This is a genomic window from Thermosipho atlanticus DSM 15807 (assembly GCF_900129985.1).
Lineage (GTDB): Bacteria > Thermotogota > Thermotogae > Thermotogales > Fervidobacteriaceae > Thermosipho_A > Thermosipho_A atlanticus.
This window is the reverse complement of the sequence record NZ_FQXN01000002.1, coordinates 318,569-342,297: the sequence shown is the minus strand read 5'-3', so window position 1 is coordinate 342,297 and position 23,729 is coordinate 318,569. Positions and strand designations below refer to the sequence as shown.

25 protein-coding genes are annotated in these 23,729 nt (G+C 31.7%); 6 read left to right on the top strand and 19 right to left on the bottom strand.

Annotated features, from left to right (window positions below; genetic code table 11):
- From BUB65_RS04005 to menA, 13 genes are all read right to left on the bottom strand, one after another.
- A partial coding sequence (locus tag BUB65_RS04005; RefSeq protein ID WP_143606643.1) for a transposase occupies positions 1-255 on the bottom strand: 255 nt, incomplete at its 3' end.
- Positions 256-347: 92 nt separating this feature from the next.
- Positions 348-2,042 carry a proline--tRNA ligase gene (locus BUB65_RS04000; protein ID WP_073072467.1) on the bottom strand — a complete coding sequence of 565 codons (1,695 nt, stop codon included), beginning with the start codon at positions 2,040-2,042 and terminating at the stop codon, positions 348-350.
- On the bottom strand, positions 2,039-3,451 hold the full coding sequence (cysS, locus tag BUB65_RS03995) for a cysteine--tRNA ligase (protein WP_084728022.1): 1,413 nt from the start codon (positions 3,449-3,451) through the stop codon (positions 2,039-2,041). Before cysS ends, BUB65_RS04000 begins: the two co-directional genes overlap by 4 nt.
- A gap of 4 nt (positions 3,452-3,455) precedes the next feature.
- Positions 3,456-4,880, bottom strand: coding sequence for a glutamate--tRNA ligase (gene gltX, locus BUB65_RS03990; RefSeq protein WP_073072465.1), 1,425 nt, complete (start codon positions 4,878-4,880; stop codon positions 3,456-3,458).
- Positions 4,881-5,049: 169 nt separating this feature from the next.
- Positions 5,050-5,634 (bottom strand): DUF981 family protein, encoded by a 585-nt coding sequence (locus BUB65_RS03985; protein ID WP_073072463.1) that lies wholly within the window; start codon positions 5,632-5,634, stop codon positions 5,050-5,052.
- A gap of 29 nt (positions 5,635-5,663) precedes the next feature.
- The gene (locus BUB65_RS03980; protein ID WP_159429134.1) at positions 5,664-6,578 is read right to left on the bottom strand and encodes a polyprenyl synthetase family protein; all 915 of its coding nucleotides are present in this window, start codon (positions 6,576-6,578) and stop codon (positions 5,664-5,666) included.
- Positions 6,541-6,882: a hypothetical protein gene (locus BUB65_RS03975; RefSeq protein WP_073072459.1), complete on the bottom strand. Its 342-nt coding sequence runs from the start codon at positions 6,880-6,882 to the stop codon at positions 6,541-6,543. Before BUB65_RS03975 ends, BUB65_RS03980 begins: the two co-directional genes overlap by 38 nt.
- A 9-nt stretch (positions 6,883-6,891) precedes the next feature.
- The gene (locus BUB65_RS03970; RefSeq protein WP_073072458.1) at positions 6,892-7,173 is read right to left on the bottom strand and encodes a ferredoxin family protein; all 282 of its coding nucleotides are present in this window, start codon (positions 7,171-7,173) and stop codon (positions 6,892-6,894) included.
- 6 nt (positions 7,174-7,179) lie between these two features.
- The gene (locus tag BUB65_RS03965) at positions 7,180-8,496 is read right to left on the bottom strand and encodes an NAD(P)/FAD-dependent oxidoreductase (RefSeq protein WP_073072457.1); all 1,317 of its coding nucleotides are present in this window, start codon (positions 8,494-8,496) and stop codon (positions 7,180-7,182) included.
- Positions 8,493-9,521, bottom strand: a complete 1,029-nt coding sequence (locus BUB65_RS03960) for an electron transfer flavoprotein subunit alpha/FixB family protein (RefSeq protein WP_073072456.1) — start codon at positions 9,519-9,521, stop codon at positions 8,493-8,495. Before BUB65_RS03960 ends, BUB65_RS03965 begins: the two co-directional genes overlap by 4 nt.
- Positions 9,518-10,369: an electron transfer flavoprotein subunit beta/FixA family protein gene (locus BUB65_RS03955; RefSeq protein WP_073072455.1), complete on the bottom strand. Its 852-nt coding sequence runs from the start codon at positions 10,367-10,369 to the stop codon at positions 9,518-9,520. Before BUB65_RS03955 ends, BUB65_RS03960 begins: the two co-directional genes overlap by 4 nt.
- A 13-nt stretch (positions 10,370-10,382) precedes the next feature.
- The gene (locus BUB65_RS03950; protein ID WP_143606666.1) at positions 10,383-11,000 is read right to left on the bottom strand and encodes a CPBP family intramembrane glutamic endopeptidase; all 618 of its coding nucleotides are present in this window, start codon (positions 10,998-11,000) and stop codon (positions 10,383-10,385) included.
- Between the two features lie 6 nt (positions 11,001-11,006).
- Entirely contained in the window at positions 11,007-11,879 is an 873-nt protein-coding gene (menA, locus tag BUB65_RS03945) for a 1,4-dihydroxy-2-naphthoate octaprenyltransferase (RefSeq protein ID WP_073072439.1), read from the bottom strand.
- A gap of 26 nt (positions 11,880-11,905) precedes the next feature.
- Between menA and BUB65_RS03940 the strand changes: the two genes are divergently transcribed.
- Positions 11,906-12,325: an RrF2 family transcriptional regulator gene (locus BUB65_RS03940; RefSeq protein WP_073072437.1), complete on the top strand. Its 420-nt coding sequence runs from the start codon at positions 11,906-11,908 to the stop codon at positions 12,323-12,325.
- Here BUB65_RS03940 and BUB65_RS03935 read toward each other — a convergent pair.
- Positions 12,300-12,737 carry a ferritin-like domain-containing protein gene (locus BUB65_RS03935; RefSeq protein WP_073072434.1) on the bottom strand — a complete coding sequence of 146 codons (438 nt, stop codon included), beginning with the start codon at positions 12,735-12,737 and terminating at the stop codon, positions 12,300-12,302. The genes BUB65_RS03940 and BUB65_RS03935 overlap by 26 nt on opposite strands.
- A gap of 192 nt (positions 12,738-12,929) precedes the next feature.
- On the opposite strand from BUB65_RS03935, the gene BUB65_RS03930 reads away from it, so the two are divergent.
- Positions 12,930-14,141, top strand: a complete 1,212-nt coding sequence (locus BUB65_RS03930; protein ID WP_143606664.1) for a uracil-xanthine permease family protein — start codon at positions 12,930-12,932, stop codon at positions 14,139-14,141.
- Positions 14,142-14,178: 37 nt separating this feature from the next.
- Here BUB65_RS03930 and BUB65_RS03925 read toward each other — a convergent pair whose 3' ends face one another.
- Positions 14,179-15,147 (bottom strand): acyltransferase family protein, encoded by a 969-nt coding sequence (locus BUB65_RS03925; RefSeq protein ID WP_073072432.1) that lies wholly within the window; start codon positions 15,145-15,147, stop codon positions 14,179-14,181.
- A gap of 120 nt (positions 15,148-15,267) precedes the next feature.
- Between BUB65_RS03925 and miaB the strand changes: the two genes are divergently transcribed.
- From miaB to BUB65_RS03905, 4 genes are read left to right on the top strand one after another with little or no spacing between them, the layout of a single operon-like run.
- Entirely contained in the window at positions 15,268-16,557 is a 1,290-nt protein-coding gene (gene miaB / locus BUB65_RS03920) for a tRNA (N6-isopentenyl adenosine(37)-C2)-methylthiotransferase MiaB (protein WP_073072430.1), read from the top strand.
- 18 nt (positions 16,558-16,575) lie between these two features.
- Entirely contained in the window at positions 16,576-17,439 is an 864-nt protein-coding gene (locus BUB65_RS03915) for a YitT family protein (protein WP_073072427.1), read from the top strand.
- A 16-nt stretch (positions 17,440-17,455) separates the two neighbouring features.
- On the top strand, positions 17,456-17,980 hold the full coding sequence (locus BUB65_RS03910; RefSeq protein WP_073072425.1) for a cysteine hydrolase family protein: 525 nt from the start codon (positions 17,456-17,458) through the stop codon (positions 17,978-17,980).
- A gap of 11 nt (positions 17,981-17,991) precedes the next feature.
- Positions 17,992-18,900, top strand: coding sequence for a cation diffusion facilitator family transporter (locus BUB65_RS03905; protein ID WP_073072423.1), 909 nt, complete (start codon positions 17,992-17,994; stop codon positions 18,898-18,900).
- 22 nt (positions 18,901-18,922) lie between these two features.
- On the opposite strand, the gene galT is transcribed toward BUB65_RS03905, so the two are convergent.
- From galT to BUB65_RS03885, 4 genes are read right to left on the bottom strand one after another with little or no spacing between them, the layout of a single operon-like run.
- Entirely contained in the window at positions 18,923-19,921 is a 999-nt protein-coding gene (gene galT, locus BUB65_RS03900) for a galactose-1-phosphate uridylyltransferase (RefSeq protein ID WP_073072421.1), read from the bottom strand.
- 4 nt (positions 19,922-19,925) lie between these two features.
- On the bottom strand, positions 19,926-21,389 hold the full coding sequence (locus tag BUB65_RS03895; RefSeq protein WP_073072419.1) for a glycogen synthase: 1,464 nt from the start codon (positions 21,387-21,389) through the stop codon (positions 19,926-19,928).
- A gap of 5 nt (positions 21,390-21,394) precedes the next feature.
- Positions 21,395-22,024, bottom strand: a complete 630-nt coding sequence (locus tag BUB65_RS03890) for an MBL fold metallo-hydrolase (protein WP_073072416.1) — start codon at positions 22,022-22,024, stop codon at positions 21,395-21,397.
- 13 nt (positions 22,025-22,037) lie between these two features.
- On the bottom strand, positions 22,038-23,729 hold the full coding sequence (locus BUB65_RS03885; RefSeq protein WP_073072414.1) for a sigma-54 interaction domain-containing protein: 1,692 nt from the start codon (positions 23,727-23,729) through the stop codon (positions 22,038-22,040).

Below are 23,729 nucleotides of genomic sequence, written 5' to 3'. Positions count from 1 at the left end.
GAGCTTCAAATATGCATTCTCAGCTCTTAACCTTTCCATTTCTTCTTCTAATGTTTCCTTCTTTGGCCTACCCCTTTTTAGTTCAACTGTTCCATGAGTAAGATAGTTGTTAATCCACAAACGAACTCTGTTTTGATCAATGCCTAAAAGAGATGCAATGGTTCGTTTTGGAAGTTGTTCTTCAAAGTAAAGTCTAATGACTTCTTCTTTTAGTTTAGAAGAATACTTCTTAAATTTCTGTCCTTTCTTTGCCAAAGAAAAACACCCCCTCGTTGGTTTTATTTTACCACTTCGGGGGTGCTTTTTTTTATTGTTTCTTTTTTGGGGTTCAGTGCATTTAATGGGGCTTATTTTTTTAACAAATTTCCAATCATTTCAAAAATTTTACCTTCACTTGCATCCACGAGATTAATTTCACCCGTTCTTTTTTTAATTTCTACTTTTCCATTCTTAAACGCCCTTCCAACGGTTACTCTTAATGGAAAACCGATTAAATCGGCATCCTTAAATTTCACACCAGGAGATACTTCTCTATCATCAATTAACACGTCTACTCCTTGTTCTAGTAAATATTTATATAACTTCTCACTAAATTGTCTCTCATTTCCCCTACCTACAACAGTTATCACTACTTCAAATGGTGCAATTGACACGGGCCAAATTATTCCATTGTCATCATGTAGTTGTTCCACAGCGGCACCTAAAGTTCTTGACACTCCCCATCCATAACATCCCATTATAAATGGTTTCAATTTTCCTTCACTATCCATATATTTTACATTCATAGTTTCTGAGTATTTTGTACCCAATTTAAAAATATGTCCTAATTCAATTCCTTTCTCTCCCTTTAATGGTTTACCGCAAATCGGACAGGGATCTCCTGGTTCAACAATTATTAAATCTGTCCATTCCTGAATCTTAAAGTCTCTACCATGATTCACATTAACATAATGATAATCTTTTTTCATTCCACCAACTATGAAATTTCTCATATATTTCAATCCATGATCTGCAATGATACGAACATCTTCCAGACCAACTGGCCCCAAAAAACCAATAGGAACACCAAATTTTTCTAAAATTTCTTCAGGTAACGCCATTTGTAATGACTGATCATTTAAATATGCTTTCAATTTTTCAAAATTAAGTTCCTTATCTCCTGGAACCAACGCCATTACGAACCCTTCTCTTCCTTTAAAGATCAACGACTTAACAATTCGTCTTACTTCAACATTTAAAAACTGAGCAACTTGTTCAACTGTTTTTACATTTGGGGTAAAAACTAATTCTAAGGATTTCTCCTCTTCATCATATATTCTATATTCACCTTTATAAGGTACCCTCTCATCACTTCCAGCATAACCGCAATCACAATAAAGAATATTACTTTCTCCTGTATTTGCAAATGCTACAAATTCATGTGACTCGCTTCCCCCAATTGCTCCAGAAGAAGCTTCAATAACTGTATATCTTAATCCCACTCTTTCCATTATTTTGGAATACGCTTCTTTAAATTTTAAATATGTTTCATCTAAAGACTCCCATGAGTCGTGAAAACTATAAGCATCTTTCATAATAAATTCTCTAGCTCTTAAAACTCCAAATCTTGGCCTAATTTCATCCCTGTATTTATTTGCAATTTGATACAAACTTATTGGTAATTGTTTATAGGACGTTAGCTCATTTTTTATTAATTCAGTCACTAGTTCTTCATGAGTTGGCCCTAAAGTAAAATCTCTTTCATGTCTATCTTTTAATTTCATCATTTCTGGGCCATAATCATCCCATCTGCCACTTTTTTCCCATAATTCAGCAGGTTGGATTATTGGCATTAATATTTCTTGAGCACCAATTTTATTCATTTCTTCTCTAACTATATTCTCAATCTTCAACAAAGTTTTTCGAGCAAGGGGTAAATACGTGTAAATACCTGCAGCAACTTTTCTAATAAATCCTGCTCTTTGTAATAAAGATTGACTTGGAATTTCCGCATCGGCAGGTTCTTCTCTTAAAGTAGGTGCATAAAGCTGTGAAAATCTCATTCATTCACCTCCAAAAATTTCTCCCACTTTGTTCCTTCAGGAGTATCCAATACTTTTATTCCTGCATTTGCCAGTGCATCACGTATCTTATCTGCAGCCAAATAATTTTTCTCCTTCCTAAACTCTTGACGTACTTTTAAAATTTCATCAATTACTTTTTCTTCGGCCGATTGAACTTCAATTTTTGTACCACTTTCAAATATTCCTAGAATACTACCAAAAACCCTAGTAATTAAATGATATCTTTTCAAAGCTTCGTCATCTTTGCCTTCATCCATTGATTTATTTAATTCTTTTGATAACTCGAAAATTAATGCAATCGCTTTTGGAGTATTGAAATCATCCTCAAGTACTTCGATAAATTTCGCTTCAATTTCTTTCATATATTCATCTCTCTTAGGTACTAAAGGATAAGAGTACTTTTCTTCAAAACGATTTAAAGTTTTTATTACTTTTAAAGCTGCTCTCTTGTTTTCAAGTAAAATTTCATCCGAAAATTCAATAGGAGTCCTGTAATGTTTCGACAATAAAAACAACTTCAACGCATCTTTTCCGTATCTTTTTATTGCCTCTCTTACTAGAAAAACATTACCTATAGATTTACTCATTTTATCTCCACGGGTAATAATCATTCCGTTATGCATCCAATATCTTGCAAAAGGCTTACCGGTCAAAGCTTCGCTTTGGGCCTTTTCATCCTCATGATGAGGGAATATTAAATCTTCTCCACCAGCATGTATATCGAAAGTATCACCCAAAAGTTTCTGCGACATAACTGAACATTCGATGTGCCATCCAGGTCTTCCACAACTCCAAGGACTTTCCCAATTAGGTTCTCCTGGCTTTACAGCCTTCCAAAGAGCAAAGTCAATAGGATCATTTTTCAATGAATTCACTTCTACTCTTGCACCAGAAATAAGTTCCTCTATCTTTTTCCCTGAAAGTTTTCCATACTCCTTATACTTTCTTACACTAAAATAAACGTCCCCATTATTTGCAACATATGCATAGCCCTTTGAAATCAATTTTTCAATTGCTTCAACAATATCATCTACGTAATCAGTAGTTCTAGGATGGAAATTTGCTGCCCTTATTCCAAGGCTTTGAACATCTCTCCAATATTCTGCAATAAAAGTCTCCGCTACATCTTTAAAATCAACTCCCCATTCATTTGCTTCATTTATTATCTTATCATCAATATCTGTAAAGTTTTGAACCATTATAACCTTATAACCTCTATATTCTAAAAATCTTCTAAAAGCATCAAATACTACAGCCGGCCTTGCATTACCAACATGTATATAATTATATACTGTAGGACCACATACATACATTTTCACTATTCCAGGTTCTAAAGTTTCTAATTTTTCCTTTTTACCAGTTTCTGTGTTAGTTATATAAATCGACACTTTATCACCCCAATTGCTTTTCTAACCTTCTAATGATTTTTTCTTTCCCCAGTAAATATACTATGTCAATAAGCTCTGGACCTTCTTCTTTCCCAGTTAAAACAATTCTTAGCTTCATATAAAAATCTTTACCTTTTATCCTTACACCTTTCATAGCATTTTTAAATGCTTGATAAATGTTCTTTTCGTTCCAATTATCTATACTTTGAAGTTCTTTAATTAACTTTCTATATACTTCTTTCAATTCCTGCGCTAATTCAACTTTGATCTCTGGCTCTTTGAAGAAAAATTCAACTAAATGGGGGATATCTATTAATTCTTCTACTCTATCCTTTATCGATTTTAATAACCTAATAAACCACTCTTTATTTTTTTCAAACTCATCCTCTGATACAAACTTAAGAAAATATGGTTTCGTAACTTTCAGCATTTCTTCTTCATCCAACATTCTAAAATGTTCAGCGTTCATCCACTTTAACTTTTTTGGATCAAAAATAGCAGGATTTTTCCCCAACCTATCTAATGAAAATGCCTCTATCATTTCTTCCAGGGACATAATCTCTTTTCCTTCGGGATGGGACCATCCTAGCAGTGCTAAAAAATTTACAACAGCTTGTGGTAAATATCCTCTTTCTCTAAATTCTTCAACCGACGTAGCACCATGTCTTTTACTTAACTTCTTCGCATCTGGACCTAAAATCATTGAAACATGTCCAAATTTAGGGGGTTCCCACCCAAATGCTTCATACAGCGCAATTTGCTTTATTGTATTTGACAAATGATCATCACCTCTAATTACATGAGTAATTTTCATCAGAAAATCATCAACTACACAAGCAAAATTATATATAGGCACACCATTACTTCTTAAAATTGCAAAATCTCCTATTGTTCCCTCTTTAAATACTACCTGTCCTTTAACAATATCGTCAATAACATACTCTTTTCTTGGCATTGAAAAATAAATAGCAGGACTTAAACCTTTTTCTTTATATTCTCTTATCCTTTCTGGTGTAGTAAACTCTTTTAACATTTCCTTTGTATAATGAGGAGGTTTACCTTCGGATAAAAGTTTTTCACGTAATTTTTCTATTTCCTCAGGATATGCATATACTTCATATGCTTTTCCTTCCTCAACTAGTTTTCGAGCATATTTATGATATATTTCAAGCCTTTCACTTTGTCTATATGGACCATATTCTCCTCCAATATCCGGACCTTCATCCCATTCAAGACCAAGCCATTTTAAAGCATTTATTAGTCCTATTTCAAACTCTTTTTCCGATCTTTCAATGTCAGTATCTTCTATTCTTAAAATAAAAGCTCCTTTCATCTTCTTTGCATATAGAAAATTAAACAAAGCAGTTCTTGCACCCCCAACATGTAAAAATCCAGTGGGACTAGGTGCAAATCTTAACCTAACAGTCATTCAGACACCTCCTAATTAGCTTTCTTTAATTATATCACAACTACTTTATCTAAATTTGTCTGAAAAATTAAAATATTTTCATTTAACAAAGAGATTTGTTACAAAAAAGCAGGGAGATAACTCTCCCTGCTTTTGAAAAAACACTAGCTTGTTTTGAAAATATTAAAGACTATTTTTTCATAGAAGGTGGAAGCCATTTCCCGAAACTTCCTTCAGGATTAGTATGCCCAGTCAATGAACCATACATTGTAATAAACCAAGCTAAGAGTGTTAATATTAGTAATATAATTGCCAATGTTTTTACAACTTTATTGTTTCTAAATTTCCACACAATGGGGCTGAGAATACCTGTTAATCCGGCTCCTAAATATGCTAGAAATGTTTCTGTTGGATTTCTTGTAATGCCATATCCTAGAATAACTCCAGATAAAATTACAGCATATGCTCCCGCAGTAAGTGCAAAAATTGTAACCGGCATTAAATCCCAACCTTTTGCAAGTGCATATGCCGCGGCTAAAAATACAAAACCATATAATACAAACGCTTCACCAAATACAATGTTATGTACTCCTGGAAGTGGCCAAGTTAAAACCATATGCAAACCAGAAATTACACCGATAAGACCAACAGCACCAAATGCTGGAGCGAATGATTTGCTTTTTTCAATTTCCATACCAGACCATACAAAGAATAACAACAAAGCAAAACCAGCAACAATATCTCCCATAAAAAGTGTTAAATAATCTACAAACATACTCTCACCCTCCTTGTTAGAATATGGTTTTATTTAAAATACTGTCTAAAAACACTCATAACATACTCTTTTAACCAAGGATACGTTTTTACAAAGTCAAAAATCATTAATTTTAATTCATGTCTAGCCTGTTCCAAAATTTTATTTTTTAATATAAAGTTATACACTACTTTCCATTCATTTTTCTCATAGGCCTCAATTAATGACGGTTCTTTTTCAAAGGCTAAAATAACAGGATAAGAAATTATCCCATTTTTTATATCAAGCATAGTAGATTTTCCAACTTTTTTTGGATCCTCAAAATCCAAAACATCATCTGCTATTTGGTAATACTGCCCTAACCTTTTACCCATTTCATAAAACTCTTCCCCGTGATCTCCTTTAAAAATAGAAGGTATAAAAGTTGATAACCCAAATAAACTACCACTTTTCCCATTTATAATTTCAAAATAAGTTTCTTTAGAAATTGGTTTTCCTTTATTAAACTGCTCTAACATTTCTCCAATTGACATCATTTTAATAACTTTCAAGAAAGCTTTTCTTAATTTTTCAAGTCCTATTTCTTCTACAAGTTCAAAGGCCAAAACTAGTACTATATCACCAATAGCTACTGCTGCAGTTTCTCCAAACAATACATTTATAGTATCTTTTCCCCTTCTTAGTGTAGAGTGATCAATTACGTCATCGTGTAACAACGATGCCAAATGAACAAGCTCTAAGGCTACTAAACTTTTTACATGTTCTTCTTTCAACTCTTCGAAAAATTTTCTAAAGATCATAATTGCTAATTTTACTCTAAGCATCTTACCGGAAAGAGGTAATGATTTAAAAACACTTTCCGGTAACGCTTCTTTCAATATATTTCTAATTTCTTGCCGGACACGACTCAAATCTCTTTCTAACTTTTCAGAGTAACTTTGGATTTGGCTGTTTATTTTTGTCAACAGCATACACCTCCGGGTAATTATCAACATAACTATTTTCTTGCATTTCAATTTCTAATGATCTTTTTAGTTTTTTTAACTGTGATTCCAGTTTTTTAATTTTTTCAATAGTTTCGTCAATAAATTTAATACTATTTGTAATCACATTTATATTCTGATGGCCACAATTAGGACATGTTGTAACAATTATTGAATGTAATTTTTGTTTACTATCAATTTTATAACTCTCACCGCAAATGTCACATAAAATAGTTCCTTCAGTTTCTACACATGGAATTTTGTGTCTATCAATTTTAACAAACATACTATCACCTCATCCAAATTTGTATAAAATACCATAGTTACCCTTTGGATACTTCCACTCTATATTATTAAATGGACATCCTATTCTACAAGTTCCGCATTCTAAACATCCTTCGAATTTTACATCAATTTTTTCTCCATCCCATTCATATACATCTGCTGGGCAAAAATAAGTGCATGGTTTATCTATACATTTTTCTGCACAAATTTTTGGATCTTTTATTTTTAAATGAGCATTTTTTTCATCCGTTCTATACCTATTTAAAAATAATTTATCTTCAATCCTGGGCATTTTCCATCACCTCACAGCTCTCAACAATCTTAAAATATCAAACGTTATTCCGCAAATCCCTCTTTCTTTTAAAATCATTTGAACAATTTCTTTTTCAATTTTTTTCTTTGGAGTCCCATCAACTTGTAAAAATCTTGTAGCTACCTTATTTACAAGTTTTGGATAAAGGTTAATAAAGTGTCTGTTTTTTTCCATAATTGGCATTAAATCTTTGTATTTTTTCAAATCTTTTAATATAAATGAATCATTTAATTTTTCATAATAACTTTTTAAAGTTGTCTCAGATAAATCGCCTTTTTCAAATGCTTCAATTAATGTTTCGGCTGCTAATCGACCAGACGTAATAGCATGATTTGAACCTTCCCTGTGTATTGAATTCACAAGCATTGCAGAATCTCCACAAACAAGAACTCTATTACCATAGATTTTTGGCATGGCATAATATCCACCTTCAGGAATCAAATGTGCCATATATTCCATCGTATTATTTTTAAACTCACCTAATATATCCGATATAACTGGGTGGTTTTTCAAATTCTCAAGAAATTGATAAGGCTTGATTTTACTTTTAATAATATCTTCAATTAGTACTCCAGCGCCAATTGAAATTGAAGATTTGTTTGAATACAAAAATGCCATACCAAACATTCCCTCTGACCAACTTCCCAGAATCTCAATAGTACTACCCTGATCACTATCTACACCAAACATTTTATTCACGACATCTTCGGGTACATTTATTAATTCCTTTACCGCAATAGCAGCCATATTTGGTTTCAAATCTTCTTTTCTTAAACCTGCCTTCAAAGTTAATATTGGATTTACTCCTTCTGCTATAATAACAGCTTTACAATAAATATCCCCTTTCGGTCTTGAAGTTTTAACACCAATAATCTCATCTTTTTCATTCCTTATAAAATCATCCACTTTTGTTTTTGGAATTATTAACGCACCTACTGATTTAGCCTCTTCTGCAAACCATCTATCGAAATTTGCCCTCAAAACAGTAAACGCATTGGGTTCTTCTTTCCATTTTACATTTCTATGACCGACTTTTACTACACCGGTATCGCCCAAAATCCACATGTTTTGCTCTATAACATTCCTTTCAACTGCATTCGATTTCTTTAATTTTTCTACCACGTCAGGAATCATTTCTTTTAAAGGATTAACGTACAAAACACCTCCCATTACATTTTTAGAACCTGGATATTCTCCCTTTTCTACAACTGCAACTTTTATACCATTTTTAGCTAAAACATAAGCAGCAGAAAGGCCAGCAGGACCTGCTCCTATCACGACAACATCAAAATCTATCTTCATTTTTTCACCTCACTTTTGGCTAGCAGCTGCTTTAACTTATCAATGAGGGCAGGGATAACCTTATGTAAATCCCCAACAATTCCAATATCAGCAATATCAAAAATAGGGGCATTTTCATCTTTGTTTATTGCAACAATTATTTCCGATTCCTTAATCCCAACAATATGTTGTATTGCTCCCGAAATTCCACAAGCAATATATAAAATAGGCCTCACAGTTTTACCAGTTTGACCTACTTGATATTCATCGGATATCCAACCAGCTTTTACTGCTGCTCTTGATGCCCCAATCTCACCACCAAGTAAATTAGCAAGTTCTTTAAGTTTTTTAAAACCGTCAGGCCCTCCAACACCTTTACCACCAGAAACTATTACTGGTGCATATTGTAAATTAGATTCAGTTTTAACAGGAATCGTTTCAAGAAATTCAATTAATTTCTTTAGATCTTTTAATTCAATGTTTTCAACAATTATTTCACCTTTTCTTTTAGGATCTATTGGTAAACTTTTCATGACACCTGGTCTAACTGTTGCCATTTGTGGCCTATGTTGAGGACATGTAATTGTTGCCATCAAATTGCCACCAAAAGTCGGTCTTGTCATTGCAAGTATTTTCTTCCCAGTTCTATTATCACTAACTATATCTAAACCTGTACAATCCGCTGTAAGTCCTGTTTCTAACTTTGTGGCTACCATGCCCGCGAGTTCTCTTCCCTCCAACGTTGCTCCAATCAAAAATATTTCCGGATTATATTTTTTTACTACGTTTACTATTGCAGTTTGATATTCGTAATTTATATAACGATTAAATCTGCTATTTTTAACGTAAATAACTTTGTCTGCACCTCTTTTTATAGCCTCATTACATATATTTTCTAATTCATCACCCAATACAATTCCCCACACCTCTGAGTTGTCAAGTTTCGCAGCTAATTCCCTCGCTTTACCAATCAATTCCCACGAAACCGGATGAACTTTTTTGTCATGATGTTCAACTAATACAAAAATTATCTTTTTTTCCATCAGTTATCACCTTCCAAAAGAGATTTCAATGAATCTATAAGTCTAATAGATTCTTTCTTTAGCAATACCTCTAAAAACTTCTCAACAGCTTTTTCAGGTTCTTCATTCTTAGATATAATATCTCCACCTTTTCTAGCAGGTGGAATGTTTGTGTTTATAACTCTAGTAGGTGAACCAAAAAAACCACATTTCTTTGGATCAAGTTCTAACTCTTTCAATGTCCAAGTAGTTGGTTCATATTTAATTGCCCTAATTAGATTTGGTAAATCTGCATAGCGCGGTTCGTTTAATTCATCTGTCACTGTTAGAACAGCAGGCATTTTAATCTTTATTTTTTCGTAGCCTCTATCAAGTCTTCTTACGACTACTAACTCTTTATTTTCAAAATCAATTTTTTCAATTCTAACTACATAAGCTCCTAATGGATAGCCATATCTTGTTGCTATTCCAGGGCCTACTTGTCCTGTATCTCCATCAACCGCTTGTTTACCAAACAAAAGAAGATCAATTTGACCTATTTGTTTTTCTAGTTTTTTCAATCCTCCAAAAATAGTATATGTAGTAGCTAACGTATCTGCCCCCGCAAAAGCTCTATCACTTAACAAAAATGCTTCATCAAGTCCAAAGGAAATAGCATCCTTTAATGCTTCTTTTGCCTGAGGTGGTCCCATGGTTACAACAAATACTTTCGCTCCAAAATTCTCTTTCAATTGTGCTCCTAATTCTAAAGCCCTTTGATCATCAGGATTTATAATCGAGGGAACACCTTCTCTAACTAAGTTATTTGTTTTTCTATCAATTCTGACATTTGTTGTATCTGGAACTTGCTTAATACAAACAATTACATTCATAGCGGATCCCTCCTTAATTTAGCGGGAAAATAACAAAAATTAATATACCCCAAATCGCATGTATAAAAGCGGTAGTGCTTACCTTTCCTGTAAATATATAAATAAATCCCATAATTAACCCTAAGAAAAATGCCCCAGCCATAAGAGCAACATTTCCCGTAAAAATGTGAACAACAGAGTACAATATTGAAGAAATAATTAATGCAGGTGCAATATCCATATTCTGTAGTAAAAATTCTGTAATAAAACCTCTCCAAATTATCTCTTCAAAAAAAGATATTATTATCAAACAAAAAATAATTACCAAGATATTTTGCTCGTTCGCAAGGTTATAAACCAAAACAATATGTTCTTTAAATAGCGGAACAAAAAAAGATATTAAATCGAAAAATAAAAACAGAACATAGCTCAAAACACTCACTATCAAAATGATAGGGAGTTCTAATCTGTTGGGAACAATATTAGCTTTGCCATTTAACATAATAGCGAAAATACCTAAAATAAAAGTCATCGATGTCATACGAATCCAAAAATCAAATATATCAACTTGAAATGCGAAATAAAAACCAATAAACAAAAATACAAGCATGATCACAAAACTTTCGTATTTTATTTTTCTAACTGTTTCCACTTTAAATCACCTCATCATGGAAATTACAACAATCCCTGTAATAATGATTTGTGCCAAAGCTGTCATTTTATCAACATTTGCTACCTCATGAGGAGCTTTTTTCTTTTCACTTTTTTCTTTGATTAGTTTATAAACCTTAAAATATATTGGCAAAACTGCAACACTTAAAAATATAAAAGGAGTAAATACTTTCAAAAAATACAGGATAGTTAAGAAAAAGTAAGCAATAATCGTAAGAAAAATATACAAATATGTTGCATTTTTATCCCCTATTAAAATAGCTAAAGTTTTTATACCAGCTTTTTTATCATATTGAGAATCTCTAATATCGTTGGCATGCAATATTAAATCAGTAAAAATCCCAATTGGAATAGAAAGCAATAAAGCTTTATACGAAAATTTTTGTGTTTGAACATAATAAGAACCTAAAACCATTAACGGACCCATAAGTATGAATACTTGGAACATTCCAAAAGCTTTATATTTCAATTGCAAAGGCTTGCCAGTATAAAAATAGCCAAAAATAATTCCTATAACACCGTACCATATTAACCCTGAGCCTACCTTTTTAACAAGATATAATCCTAAAACTACCGCTAAAATATAACATACAATACTTATACTTATTATTTCCTGAGGGGTTGCTTTTCCATGGATAAGTAGACCACTGGAGCCCAGCGATTCTTTGTCATCTACTCCTTTCATATAATCAAAATAATCGTTAGTAGTATTCACCCCTGCCTGAATCAAAATAGCTGAAAAAAGTGATATAATATAAAGTGAAAAATTGAACTTTCCAGCCAATAAGGCACCAGCAGTTACAGGTAAAAAAGATGCAATAAAAGAAAATGGTCTGACTGCAATTAATATTTTTTTCATTCCCAATCCTCCCTTGAGGTGAAAATGTGTTTGGAAAATGCCAAAAAGACATTAGATACTCAGTAAGAATTTTAATTAGGCTCTCTCTCGAAGAAAAACCAATAAATTCAAAAGCAATTTCTGAACTTGAAAACATTTCTCGGAAATATGCTATGAAACTTCTTTTTTATTTGAAAGAAGCCAATTTAGTGAAAACTATTCGAGGAAAAAATGGTGGTTATACTCTTGTAAAAGACCCACATGAAATATATTTAATAGACATAACTAGGACCTTTAAAAGTAACATAGAAATTGTTAGTTGTCCAAAAGATTGTCCAAATCACAATTTTTGCAAAGCTAGAAAGTTCTGGAAATGGTTAAATAAAGAAGTTTTTAAATTACTTTCCTCAACCTCTTTAAAAGACATAATAGATGGTAATTTTAAAAATTATTTTTCATTTCAATAATTTTTTTAATGTGGGACTTTTCTTGTTCGATGATTTTTTTGATTAAATTCTTTATGTCATTATCATTTACCTGTTCTTTTAATTCATAATATAAAATTATTGAATCCTTTTCAATTTCAATTGCTAGTTCGAAGATTGAATTTAAATTCCTCTTATCAAATGATTCAACAATCCTTTCAAGATCAGGAATTATATAGACACTTGCATACGAAGAAATGTAAGAATCTATTTCATCCCACTCTTTTGTATCAGCAAGTTTGATAAACACCTCAGCGTGCTGTTTTTCCTGTTCAGCAAGTTCCAACAAAGTATCAGTAAATTTTTTGTTAACAACTTTTGCAAGTTCTTTGTAAAAAAATTCACCTTGTTTTTCTACGTTAATAGCCATATTTACTATATTTATAGATTTCATATCTTCACCTCTTTTGTTATATTTTTCGCATAACGTAATATATTATACCAAAAAAGTATATTTTAAAACAAGAGTTAAACAACATCAAAAATTATTTAATATTACAAATCGTTGACAAAATAACTTTTCTGTGTTATACACTTCGAAGAGCACCTTTAATTTGGTCCAGTGAGGCCAGAAAGGAGGAATAGTATGATTCAATTTGAAGAAACGCTGGGAAATTACTACAGCGTAAATGGCTGGAGAAAAGTAGTCCTTTCCATTCAACATTTTGTAGCTATGTTTGGTGCCACCATCCTTGTACCTCTTCTAACTGGTCTTGATCCTTTAGTTGCCCTCTTTACAGCTGGTTTTGGAACATTAATTTTCCACCAAGTTACAAAAAAAATAGTTCCAGTTTTTTTAGGTTCCAGTTTTGCTTTTATTAGCCCAATACTGTTGGTAAAAGAACAAACTGGGAATTTACAATATGCAACTGGTGGAATAGTTGCAGCAGGGGTGGTTTACCTTTTATTTTCATTGTTAGTGAAAATCATAGGAATTCAAAGAATCAAAAAACTTTTTCCACCCGTAGTGACAGGACCCATGATTATAGTAATAGGTTTAAGCCTTAGCCCAGTAGCCATTAATATGGCTTCCAAAAATTGGGGAATCGCCATTATAGTTATCATTTCAATTATCTTAGCTTCAACAGTTTTCAAAGGATTTTTCACCCTTATTCCCATATTAATAGGAGTAACTGTGGGTTACATTGCATCAATTTTAACCGGAACTGTGAACTTTGAGCCTATATATCACAGCTCATTAATCTCTTTACCTAATTTTTTGTTCCCAAAATTTAATCTATCATCTATTATCATTATTGCTCCGGTAGCAATTGCAACTTTCATGGAACATATAGGTGATATAACTACAAATGGAGCTGTTGTCAATAAAAATTTCATAGAAAACCCTGGACTCCATAGAACTTTAGTTGGCGATGGTCTTGCAACAATAATTGCAGGATTTTTAGGTGGCCCCGCAAATACTACATATAGTGAAAATACCGGTGTATTGGCTTTAACAAGAATATACGATCCATCAATTTTGAGACTTGCGGCAATTTTTGCAATTTTGATGTCGTTTTTCTCCAAATTCGGAAGTGTTCTTCAAACAATTCCTAAACCAGTTATTGGCGGAGTAAGCTTAATATTATTTGGAATGATCGCCTCTGTTGGTATAAGAACAATTGTTAATGAAAAAGTCAATTTTTCAAAAGCAAAAAATTTAATAGTAGCATCACTTATACTAACTATTGGTATAGGCGGAGCAAACATTAAGATTGGAACAGTTGAATTTAAAGGTTTAGCTTTAGCAGCAATTGTAGGTGTTATCTCAAACCTGTTAATCCCCGATAAAAACTAATTCAGAGTCCCGTACGGGACTCTGAAGTTTTTAACTATTACGTTTTCCTCAGTAGATAAAATTGACCTGATAAGAAATAAATTACCTTTTTAGGCACAAACTTTAAAAATAAATATAAAATAGTTACTGAATAACCGTAATAAATGTACCAGTACTTTTCTACAAACGAAAGAGGGTCTTTCAAAACAAGAGCTATTAACCCAGAAAGAACTAAATGATACCCGAGAACAAAAATAGTATATCTTCCAAACAACTCCATAAATTTTTTCAATTTCTCAATCTTAATTAGGTTAGATAATGAAATAATTAAGATAATAAATGCTAATTCTCCTATATAAGATAACAAGGGATACTTTCCATAATTGGAATCTCTCCAATCATTGAAACCATTAATTTTAGCAATTATTACAACTATCATAATAGAAAGCAATAACATGATAAAAGGTCTCTTTAATTTATATTTATAACCTTTTTTTCTAAACCAATATCCAAAATAAAACCAAATTAATCCGTGAAATGCTACCTCTAACTTGAAAAATCGAGTTTGATTATGCAAAAAAAACGTTGTGAAAACAGATAGAAAAGGTGTAAAATGAACTAGATTTAGTTTTATTAAAATCATAAACACTATTTCTGCAACAGCAAACATGTACAAATACCACAAAGGCAAAACATTCACAGGCATGTCCATAGGTGCATATCCAAAAATTATGAATTCAAAAAACGTTGTAAAAACAGCGCTACTGTAATGAGTAATTTTATTAATATAGAAATAAATAATGTATCCAATTGTACTCAAAAAATAAAATGGAAACAATAAATTCAAAAAAATCTTTTTTAATTTTATGAAAAAATTCTCATCCTTAAAAAGATAACCTGAAATAAACATAAAAGCAGCTAAAAGATACGAAAGATAAACAACCAATGAATATGGGATATAAGAATGTAAGAGTACAACTATTAAAATTAGTATTCCTTTAGAAATGTCAATTTCACGAATTCTCATTTTTCTCCCCCACTTTTTTAATTATTTTAACATATTTAACAGTTCTGTTAAATTGTATTTGTAGAAAAAATTTTTTAAAATGATAGAATTAATTTGCATAATCTATTAGGGAGGGGAAAAATGAAAATATACATTAAGACATTTGGTTGTCAAATGAATGAAAACGACAGTGAAGTTGCAAAATATTATCTTGAATCCGAAGGCTATGAAGTTATTGACAATGAAGAAGAAGCAGAATTAGTTATACTAAACACTTGTGTTGTAAGAAAAAAAGCTGAAGAAAAATTTTATAGCGCAATTGGTGAGTTGAAAAAGAAAGGTAAAAAAATAGGTGTCATGGGTTGTGGTGCTGAAAAAGAAAAAGAAAATTTATTCAGAAGAGGTGTTAACTTTGTAATCGGCACAAGAGCAATTCCTAAAATTTCTGAAGCTGTTGAATTAATTTTCAAAAATAAAAAAGTGGCCTTTTTTGATGATTATTTAAATGAAATTGATTACAAAAACATTTTAAAGAGAAACTCAAAACACCATGCATGGATTACTATAATATATGGGTGTAACCGTTTTTGTACTTATTGTATAGTACCATACACTCGTGGAAGAGAAAAATCTAGAAAAATGGATGATATTTTAGAAGAAGTTTCAAACTTAACTAAAACTGGAATAAAAGAAATAACCTATCTTGGTCAAAATGTTGATGCTTATGGTAAAGACCTTAATGATAATACTTCACTAGCTAAACTCTTAAATGCAACTGTAAAAATTGAGGAAATCGAGAGGATATGGTTTTTAACTTCATATCCTACAGATTTTTCACTTGAAATAGCTAATGAAATAGCTAACAGTTCAAAAATAGGTAAAAATATTCATTTACCTGTACAACATGGAAGTAACAAAATTTTGAAAAAAATGAATAGAAGATATACAATAGAAGAGTATATTGATTTAGTTAGAGAAATTCGAAAAATTGTTCCTGATGCATCTATTTCAAGTGACATAATTGTTGGTTTCCCAGATGAAACCGAAGAAGATTTTGAGGCAACTGTAAAACTCGTTAAAGAAATAGAATTCGAACGTCTTAATTTAGCAATTTACTCTCCACGCGAAGGAACAATAGCATGGAAGTATTTTAAAGATAACATTCCAAGAATCATTAAGACTAGAAGAATGGCTTATCTTCTTAACTTACAAAAAGAAATCAACAGAAAATTAAATGAAAGATATTTGGAAAAGGAAGTTGAAGTAATTGTAGAATCTGAAAGTAAAAATGGTTTCTTTTTTGGAAGAGATATTAGAAATAAAATTATTGCTTTTAATGCTACTCCAGAATTAATTGGTAAAAAAGTTTTAGTAAAAGTTAACAAAATCACTGCTGGACCATTATATGGTGAGATTGTAAAAATTTTTTAACTATTAGGGGGGGATTTAATGACTAAAAATATTCCTAAAAGTGAAATAATTAAAGAATATATCTTCTCAACTTTCGGTGTTGTTTTAACCGCTCTTGGCTTAGTCATATTTTTAATTCCCAATAACATAGCTGCAGGGGGAGCTTCAGGACTTGCAATAATTTTACATTCGATCTTTTCTCTACCTGTGGGTATTTGGATGTATATCATTAATATCATTCTCTTTTTAATTGCATTTTTGACAATAGGTTTTGACTTTAGCTACAAAACAATATATTGCACCTTTATGCTTAACTTTTTTATAGATTTTTTTGATAGAATTATTAAAATACCGAAATATACTGCAGGAGATTTAATGTTAGCAATCTTTTTCGGCGATATCCTCACCGCCGTTGGGATGGCTATAACTTTTGCACAAAATTCTTCGACTGGTGGAACAGATATTATTGCAAAGATTTTCAATAGATATTTTAGTACACCAATAGGAACAAGTTTACTTATAATTGACTTTACCATAGGTTTTCTTGCAGGCGTCGCTTTTGATCCAAAAGTTGGGATGTATTCAATATTAGCAATCATAATTAATGGTATAACTATAGATTTCGTTATGAAAGGGCTAGAATTAGCAATAACTGTTACTATAATTACCGATAACAACAAACCGATAGCAAATTTTATTCTAAAAGACATGGGTAGAGGATTTACATATTTAAAAGGAAAAGGTGGATATACTGGTAAAGACAGAGAAATTATTTTTGTATCAATTAGACGTAGAGAACTAAACGAGTTAATCCATTTTGTTAAAAGAGTTGATCCAAATGCCTTCGTTATTGTAAACGAATCGAGATACGTTTTAGGTGAAGGATTCAGAAGAAGTATTTAAAAAAGGAGTGGTTAATATGAAATCTCTAGTAATCATTGATCTTCAAAATGATTTCGCAAAAAAAGGTGGAGCATTATACTTTAACGGAGCAGAAAAAGTAATTCCAAGAGTTTTAGAACTAATTAAAATATACAAAAATCAAAACTACCCTATAATTTTCACTCAAGATTGGCATGATGAAAATGATTTAGAATTCAATATCTGGCCCAAGCATTGTGTTAAAAATACCGAGGGTGCAGAAATAGTTAACGAAGTTAAAGAATTAATATTAGGATACAAAAATACTTACTTCATTAAAAAAACAAGATATTCCGCATTTTACAAAACCAATCTCGACGAAATTATTAAAAAACATAATATCAACGAAGTAGATATTGTTGGTTTAGTAACAAATATTTGTGTACTTTTCACAGTTGAAGAATTTAGAAACAGAGATATAGTTGTAAATGTTTACAGAGATGGTACCACAACTTACGATGAAAACATGTACAATTATTCTATAAAACTAATGAAAGAAGTGTTGAACGCAAATATAATCTAGGAGTGTGTTTTATGGAGAAATCGGTTAAAAAAGTTACAATTATAGCTGTATTAACTAATTCAACCTTAGCTTTTTTAAAAGTATTCACAGGATTAATGTTTAATAGTATGGCGGTATTGGCAGATGGAATAGATTCTTCTACTGATATTTTTACTTCGCTGGTAGTATTTTTTGCAACTAGATTTTCTTCAAAACCACCAGATAAATTACACCCTTATGGACATCAAAAAGTCGAAAACATTGCTGCAAAAATCATTTCTTTTGTAATTTTTTATGCTGGAATTTCATTATTAACGGAAAGTTTTAAAAGATTAATAACTGGTAATTATCAAACCATTCTCGGAATTATTCCCATATTAGTCACTATAATTTCTATGGCAGGAAAATTTATACTTTTTATTATGGAATACAAAATAGGAAAAAAATATCAAAGACAATCTTTAATTGCTGAAGCTTTGAATATGAGAAACGACATTTTACTTTCAACTTTAGTGTTTTTTGGAGTATTTTTAAATAAAATTGGCTTGTCATGGGCTGATCCTGTGGTTGGAATGATAATGTCAATTATAATTTTAAAAGTTTCATTCGAAATCTTCAGTGAAAATTTTTATTCTCTTATGGATGGTATTCATCCAAAGGAAGAATGGCTTTATGATATGGTGTTTGAAAACTGCAAAAAATGTGACGGTGTATATAATCCTCACAAAGTTAGAATAAGAAAAATAGGTAATAAATATGACATTGATTTGGATATAGAAGTTGATCCAAACTTAACTGTAAAGCAAGCCCATGAAATAACGAAATGTTTGAGATCTAAAATAATTGATTCTTTAGGTGATGAACTATATGATGTTGTTATACACGTTGAACCACTCCTAAATGATGAAATAGAACCTTATGGTCTAGAAGAAAAAAAATAAGGGCGCGAAAATCGCCCTTATTTTATAATTCAACCTCTTTAAGATATTTCGCTGCATCTTCTGGTGGCACAGGATTAATATAGAATCCTGACCCCCATTCAAAACCAGCAACTCTCGTTAATCTTGGCATAATCTCTACATGCCAATGATAGTAAATTTTACCCTCTTCATATGTTGGTGAAGTATGTATTACAAAATTATAAGGAGGATTGTCTAAAACCTTATATATCCTATACAAAATATTTCTCAAAATTTTTGCAAATTCACTTATTTCATTTTCATCTATAGAACCAAAATTATGGGAATGTACTTTAGGAACTATCCAAACTTCAAATGGAAATCTAGAAGCGTATGGAGCAAAAGCAATAAATGCTTCGTTTTCCTCAACTATTCTTTTGTTTTCAATTGTTTCTTGAGAAATCATATCACAAAAAACACATCTTTCTTTATAATCAAAATAATCCTTTGCGCCGTTTAACTCTTCTAAAACTCTTTTTGGTACACTAGGAATCGCAATTATTTGACTGTGTGGATGTGAAAGAGAGGCGCCTCCCATAATACCATGATTTCTAAAGATAAGAATATATTTTATCCTTTGATCTTTAGCAATTGCGTTAAATCGTTTTACATAAGCCCAAACTACTTCAGTAGCCTGTTTGTCGTCCAGTAAAGCAAAAGTACTGTTATGATCGGGTGTTTCTATGATTACCTCGTGATATCCAAAACCCGTCATTGCGTCATACATACCATGTCCATATTTTTGAATTTCTAATTCCGGATCAACTGCTGGAAACTTATTTGGAACAACTCGAACCCACCATCCTGGAGTATTTGGCTCTGTATCCTCTGGTCTAAATGCTAACACTTCAGGTGGTGTTGTATGCTCATTTCCATAATCGAATGGACAAAAACCACTCTTATTTTTATCTTTTGGAACAGTGAAATCATGTGGCCTTTTTGCCCTTTCAGTTGCAATAATAACCCATCTTTTTACTACAGGATCCTTTCTATACTCTGGCATCACCTTACCTCCCCTGTAATTTCTTATTTTTGGCTGTTTCATACAATTTTAAATATTCTTTTGCAGATCTTTCCCAAGATAAATCTGTTTTCATAGCGTTTTCAACCAGTTTTCTCCAATGAACTTTCTTGTTCTTGTAAAAATCTACCGCCCTCGCAATGGCTTTTAACAAGTATGCGGAACTATATTCTTTAAAACCAAATCCATTTCCTTTAAAGGTTTTTTCATCATATTCTTTCACAGTATCTGCTAAACCTCCAGTATATCTTACAACAGGTATGGTTCCATATCTCAAACTATACATTTGCCCTAATCCACATGGTTCATATCTAGAAGGCATTAAAAACATATCCGAACCTGCGTATATTTTTTGGGCAAGATTAATATCAAAAGTTATATTTGCAGAAACTTTTTCTGGAAATTCTTTTTCCAATTTTTTAAACATTTCTTCATACTTTTTATCACCTGTTCCAAGCAAAACAAATTGCACATCCATAAGAAGAATGTACCTGAGAACATCAGCTAAAATATCCAACCCTTTTTGATCAACTAACCTGGTAATAATTCCAAGAACTGGTAGATCTCCTTGTGGTAATCCCAATTCTTCCTGTAACTTTTGTTTATTTTCATATTTCTTTTCTATTTCTCTTAATGAATAATTTACGTAAATCCTTGAATCCGTTTCAGGATTATATTCCTCATAATCTATACCGTTTAAAATTCCGTATAAATCCGAACTTCTAAGTCTTAAAACACCATCTAATCTTTCACCATATTCCTTTGTTTGAATCTCTTGAGCATACGTAGGACTTACAGTATTTATAACATCTGCAAAAAGAATTCCGCCTTTCAAAAAATTAATTTTTCCATAAAATTCTATACCATTTATATCAAGCACTGACTCAGGTAACCCAGAAAATTTAATATAATCTGGTTCAAAAATTCCTTGATAACCTAGATTATGAATTGTCAAAACAGTTGAACTTTTCTTGTAAAGTGGGTCATCTTTATATAGTGTTCTTAAATAAACAGGTATTAAAGCTGTTTGCCAATCATTCACATGAATTATTTCTACATCCGGAGCTATTAATTTCAAAGTTTCTAAAACAGCTGCAGAAAAATAAATCGCTTGCTCTGCTAAATCCGGCCCACCGTACACATCATCTGAAGAAAAATAATATTCATTTTCAATAAAATAAATCGGAACATTTGTATTAGGAATTTTAGAATAATAAATATCAAATTTTTCTTTTGTATTAAGATAAGGAATCTCTATACTTTCTCTGACTTTCTCTAATTTATATGAATACTTTTCGGCATTAACTTCAACAACTTTATGCTTTGGCATAATTACAAGTGGTGAAGTAGCAAGCTTTTCCAAATATTTTGGAAGTGCTCCTACAACATCAGCCAATCCCCCAACCTTTGCAAATGGATATACTTCATAAGATATTAAAGCAACTTTCATCAATTTCACCCCCATTTTTTCAGGCTAATATAACTATCGTGTGTAAATATCAAATAATCACAACTAGATGCGATCTCACGCACAAATCTTGCACAATCATCATCTCTCAACACTCTCATTATATCATAAAATTCTACTCGAGTCATTACAATATCTCCTGGAAAAAACACTTTTCCTAGGTTTTCCGTTTCTACAACAAAAGATGAATGTTCTCTTGCATGCCAAGGAGTGTAGTAAACTTTTATTTTGTCAAACAAAACATCACCATCATCAAAAGTCTTTACCTTTTTCCAACTGTCTTTTACAAATTTATATTGTTTTCCAACGATCATTCCAAAAGATTCATAGTTTTTATTTAAATAATTTCTATGAATATATATTGTAGCATTTGGAAAAAAAATTGAATTGTAAGCATGGTCAAGATGGAAGTGTGTCAGAATTATATCTGTAATATCATCAACTGCAATACCTAACTCCTTCAAGTTTTGTTCCAAAATACTATGAGTTGAATAATCACCAGGTTCCAATAAAATTTTTCTATTAGAACTTTCTAAAAGTGTAATCGTAGAAAAAGGTGCTTTTACTCTGTCAGGAACACTTATTATTCCACCTTCAACTAAAATTCTTAACTTCATTTAAAAATCCCCCTTATCCTAATCCATATTTTTCAATCTTATAATACAACGTTCTTATACTTATCCCTAAACTTCTAGCTGTTTTAGTTCTATCACCTTTGTTTTCTTTTAAAACATTTTCAATTACCTTTCTTTCAAAGTCTTCAACTAATGATTTTAATGAGCCTTCATATTTGAAATTTTCCGAAGTTTTTTCCAAAAACAATGTCGGAAAATGCCTTTTTTCTAAAATAGTTTCATTAATATTCATATTAATAATCGCTCTACCTATAACATTTTCAAGTTCTCTAACGTTTCCGGGCCAATCATAACTTTTTAAATACTTTACTGCAACGGATGAAACATCATCTACTTTTCTTCCAAACTGTCGTGCAATTTTCTTGGAAAGATGTTTAACAAGCACAGGTATATCTTCCTTTATTTCTCTTAAAGAAGGTAAAAAAATAGGAAAAACATTTAGGCGAAAATACAAATCAGATAAGAATTTTTCTTTTTTTACCAATTCTTCCAAATTCATATTAGTGGCAGCAATTATTCTTACATCAACTTTTTTGACCGTTGTCGAACCTACAGGTAAAAATTCTTTTCTCTCGATAAATCTTAAAATTTTAGCTTGCAAACTAAGGGGCATTTTACCAATCTCATCTAAAAACAATGTCCCTCCATCTGCTTCTTCTAACAACCCCTTCTTTCCTTCCTTTCTTGCTCCTAAAAATGCCCCTCCAGAATATCCAAAAAGTTCTATCTCAAGTATATTTTCAGGAATGGCAGCACAATTCACACTTATAAATGGGCCATTTTTTCTATTACTCTCGTTGTGAATAGCGTGAGCAAAAAGTTCTTTCCCTGTACCGCTTTCCCCCCTCAAAAGAACTGTTACAGGGGTTTTGGCTACTTTTCTTGCCTGTTCTTTGGCCATAAGTATTTTTTCACTTTTTCCAATGATGTCTTCAAATGTATATTGAGCTTTTACTTGCCTCATCATTCTTCTCATTTCTTCAAGTTCTCTTGTCAAATCTAAAATTTTTGAAACGTCATGTACGACTGCAACACTTCCACTGAACTTCCCTCTCACAAACAACGGTTCAGCGTTAACTATTACTTCCTTTTTCATCGGACCAACTTTTAACCTTGCATTGTAAATTGGCTTTCTTGTTTTAGCAATCATTAAATGGATACTTTCACCTTCTGCAATATCCACTGTAGCTGGTTTTCCAATAACCTCCTCAGGTTTAAAACCAGTAAGTTCTGTATAAGCTTTATTCACTAAAATGACATTTCCATATTCGTCTGCAACTGAAATTGCATCGTAAGTTGAGTCAATAATGGCTTTTAATCTTGCCTCGATTTCATGTAAATTTGTTATTTCTTCAGCAAGTTTCTTAACACTTGTAATATCTCTAAAAACAGCAACAGCACCAACAATATTTTCTTCTTTGTCTTTCAAAGGTATCCTTGATGTAACTATAATGTTTTTTCCTACATGTTGCACCTCATCAATTTCAGGTATCCCTGTTCTTACAACAATATGTAATCTTGTATTTGGTACCACTTTCGTAACATGTTTTCCGATAAAATCACCAGATAAATTTAAAAGACGCACGGCAGTCTTGTTTATATACAAGATCCGTGCGCCTTCATCAACAATTATCACGCCTTCAATAATTGAATCTAAAACAGAACGGTATAATTGAGATAATTCCAT

Excerpts from the sequence above, each read along its gene's own strand:
- BUB65_RS04000 (WP_073072467.1), bottom strand. The coding sequence starts at position 2,042 with ATGAGATTTTCACAGCTTTATGCACCTACTTTAAGAGAAGAACCTGCC.
- gltX (WP_073072465.1), bottom strand. The coding sequence starts at position 4,880 with ATGACTGTTAGGTTAAGATTTGCACCTAGTCCCACTGGATTTTTACAT.
- BUB65_RS03985 (WP_073072463.1), bottom strand. The coding sequence starts at position 5,634 with ATGTTTGTAGATTATTTAACACTTTTTATGGGAGATATTGTTGCTGGT.
- BUB65_RS03975 (WP_073072459.1), bottom strand. The coding sequence starts at position 6,882 with ATGTTTGTTAAAATTGATAGACACAAAATTCCATGTGTAGAAACTGAA.
- BUB65_RS03970 (WP_073072458.1), bottom strand. The coding sequence starts at position 7,173 with ATGCCCAGGATTGAAGATAAATTATTTTTAAATAGGTATAGAACGGAT.
- BUB65_RS03965 (WP_073072457.1), bottom strand. The coding sequence starts at position 8,496 with ATGAAGATAGATTTTGATGTTGTCGTGATAGGAGCAGGTCCTGCTGGC.
- BUB65_RS03955 (WP_073072455.1), bottom strand. The coding sequence starts at position 10,369 with ATGAATGTAATTGTTTGTATTAAGCAAGTTCCAGATACAACAAATGTC.
- menA (WP_073072439.1), bottom strand. The coding sequence starts at position 11,879 with ATGAAAAAAATATTAATTGCAGTCAGACCATTTTCTTTTATTGCATCT.
- BUB65_RS03935 (WP_073072434.1), bottom strand. The coding sequence starts at position 12,737 with ATGAAATCTATAAATATAGTAAATATGGCTATTAACGTAGAAAAACAA.
- BUB65_RS03930 (WP_143606664.1), top strand. The coding sequence starts at position 12,930 with ATGATTCAATTTGAAGAAACGCTGGGAAATTACTACAGCGTAAATGGC.
- BUB65_RS03925 (WP_073072432.1), bottom strand. The coding sequence starts at position 15,147 with ATGAGAATTCGTGAAATTGACATTTCTAAAGGAATACTAATTTTAATA.
- miaB (WP_073072430.1), top strand. The coding sequence starts at position 15,268 with ATGAAAATATACATTAAGACATTTGGTTGTCAAATGAATGAAAACGAC.
- BUB65_RS03915 (WP_073072427.1), top strand. The coding sequence starts at position 16,576 with ATGACTAAAAATATTCCTAAAAGTGAAATAATTAAAGAATATATCTTC.
- BUB65_RS03910 (WP_073072425.1), top strand. The coding sequence starts at position 17,456 with ATGAAATCTCTAGTAATCATTGATCTTCAAAATGATTTCGCAAAAAAA.
- BUB65_RS03905 (WP_073072423.1), top strand. The coding sequence starts at position 17,992 with ATGGAGAAATCGGTTAAAAAAGTTACAATTATAGCTGTATTAACTAAT.
- galT (WP_073072421.1), bottom strand. The coding sequence starts at position 19,921 with ATGCCAGAGTATAGAAAGGATCCTGTAGTAAAAAGATGGGTTATTATT.
- BUB65_RS03895 (WP_073072419.1), bottom strand. The coding sequence starts at position 21,389 with ATGAAAGTTGCTTTAATATCTTATGAAGTATATCCATTTGCAAAGGTT.
- BUB65_RS03890 (WP_073072416.1), bottom strand. The coding sequence starts at position 22,024 with ATGAAGTTAAGAATTTTAGTTGAAGGTGGAATAATAAGTGTTCCTGAC.
- BUB65_RS03885 (WP_073072414.1), bottom strand. The coding sequence starts at position 23,729 with ATGGAATTATCTCAATTATACCGTTCTGTTTTAGATTCAATTATTGAA.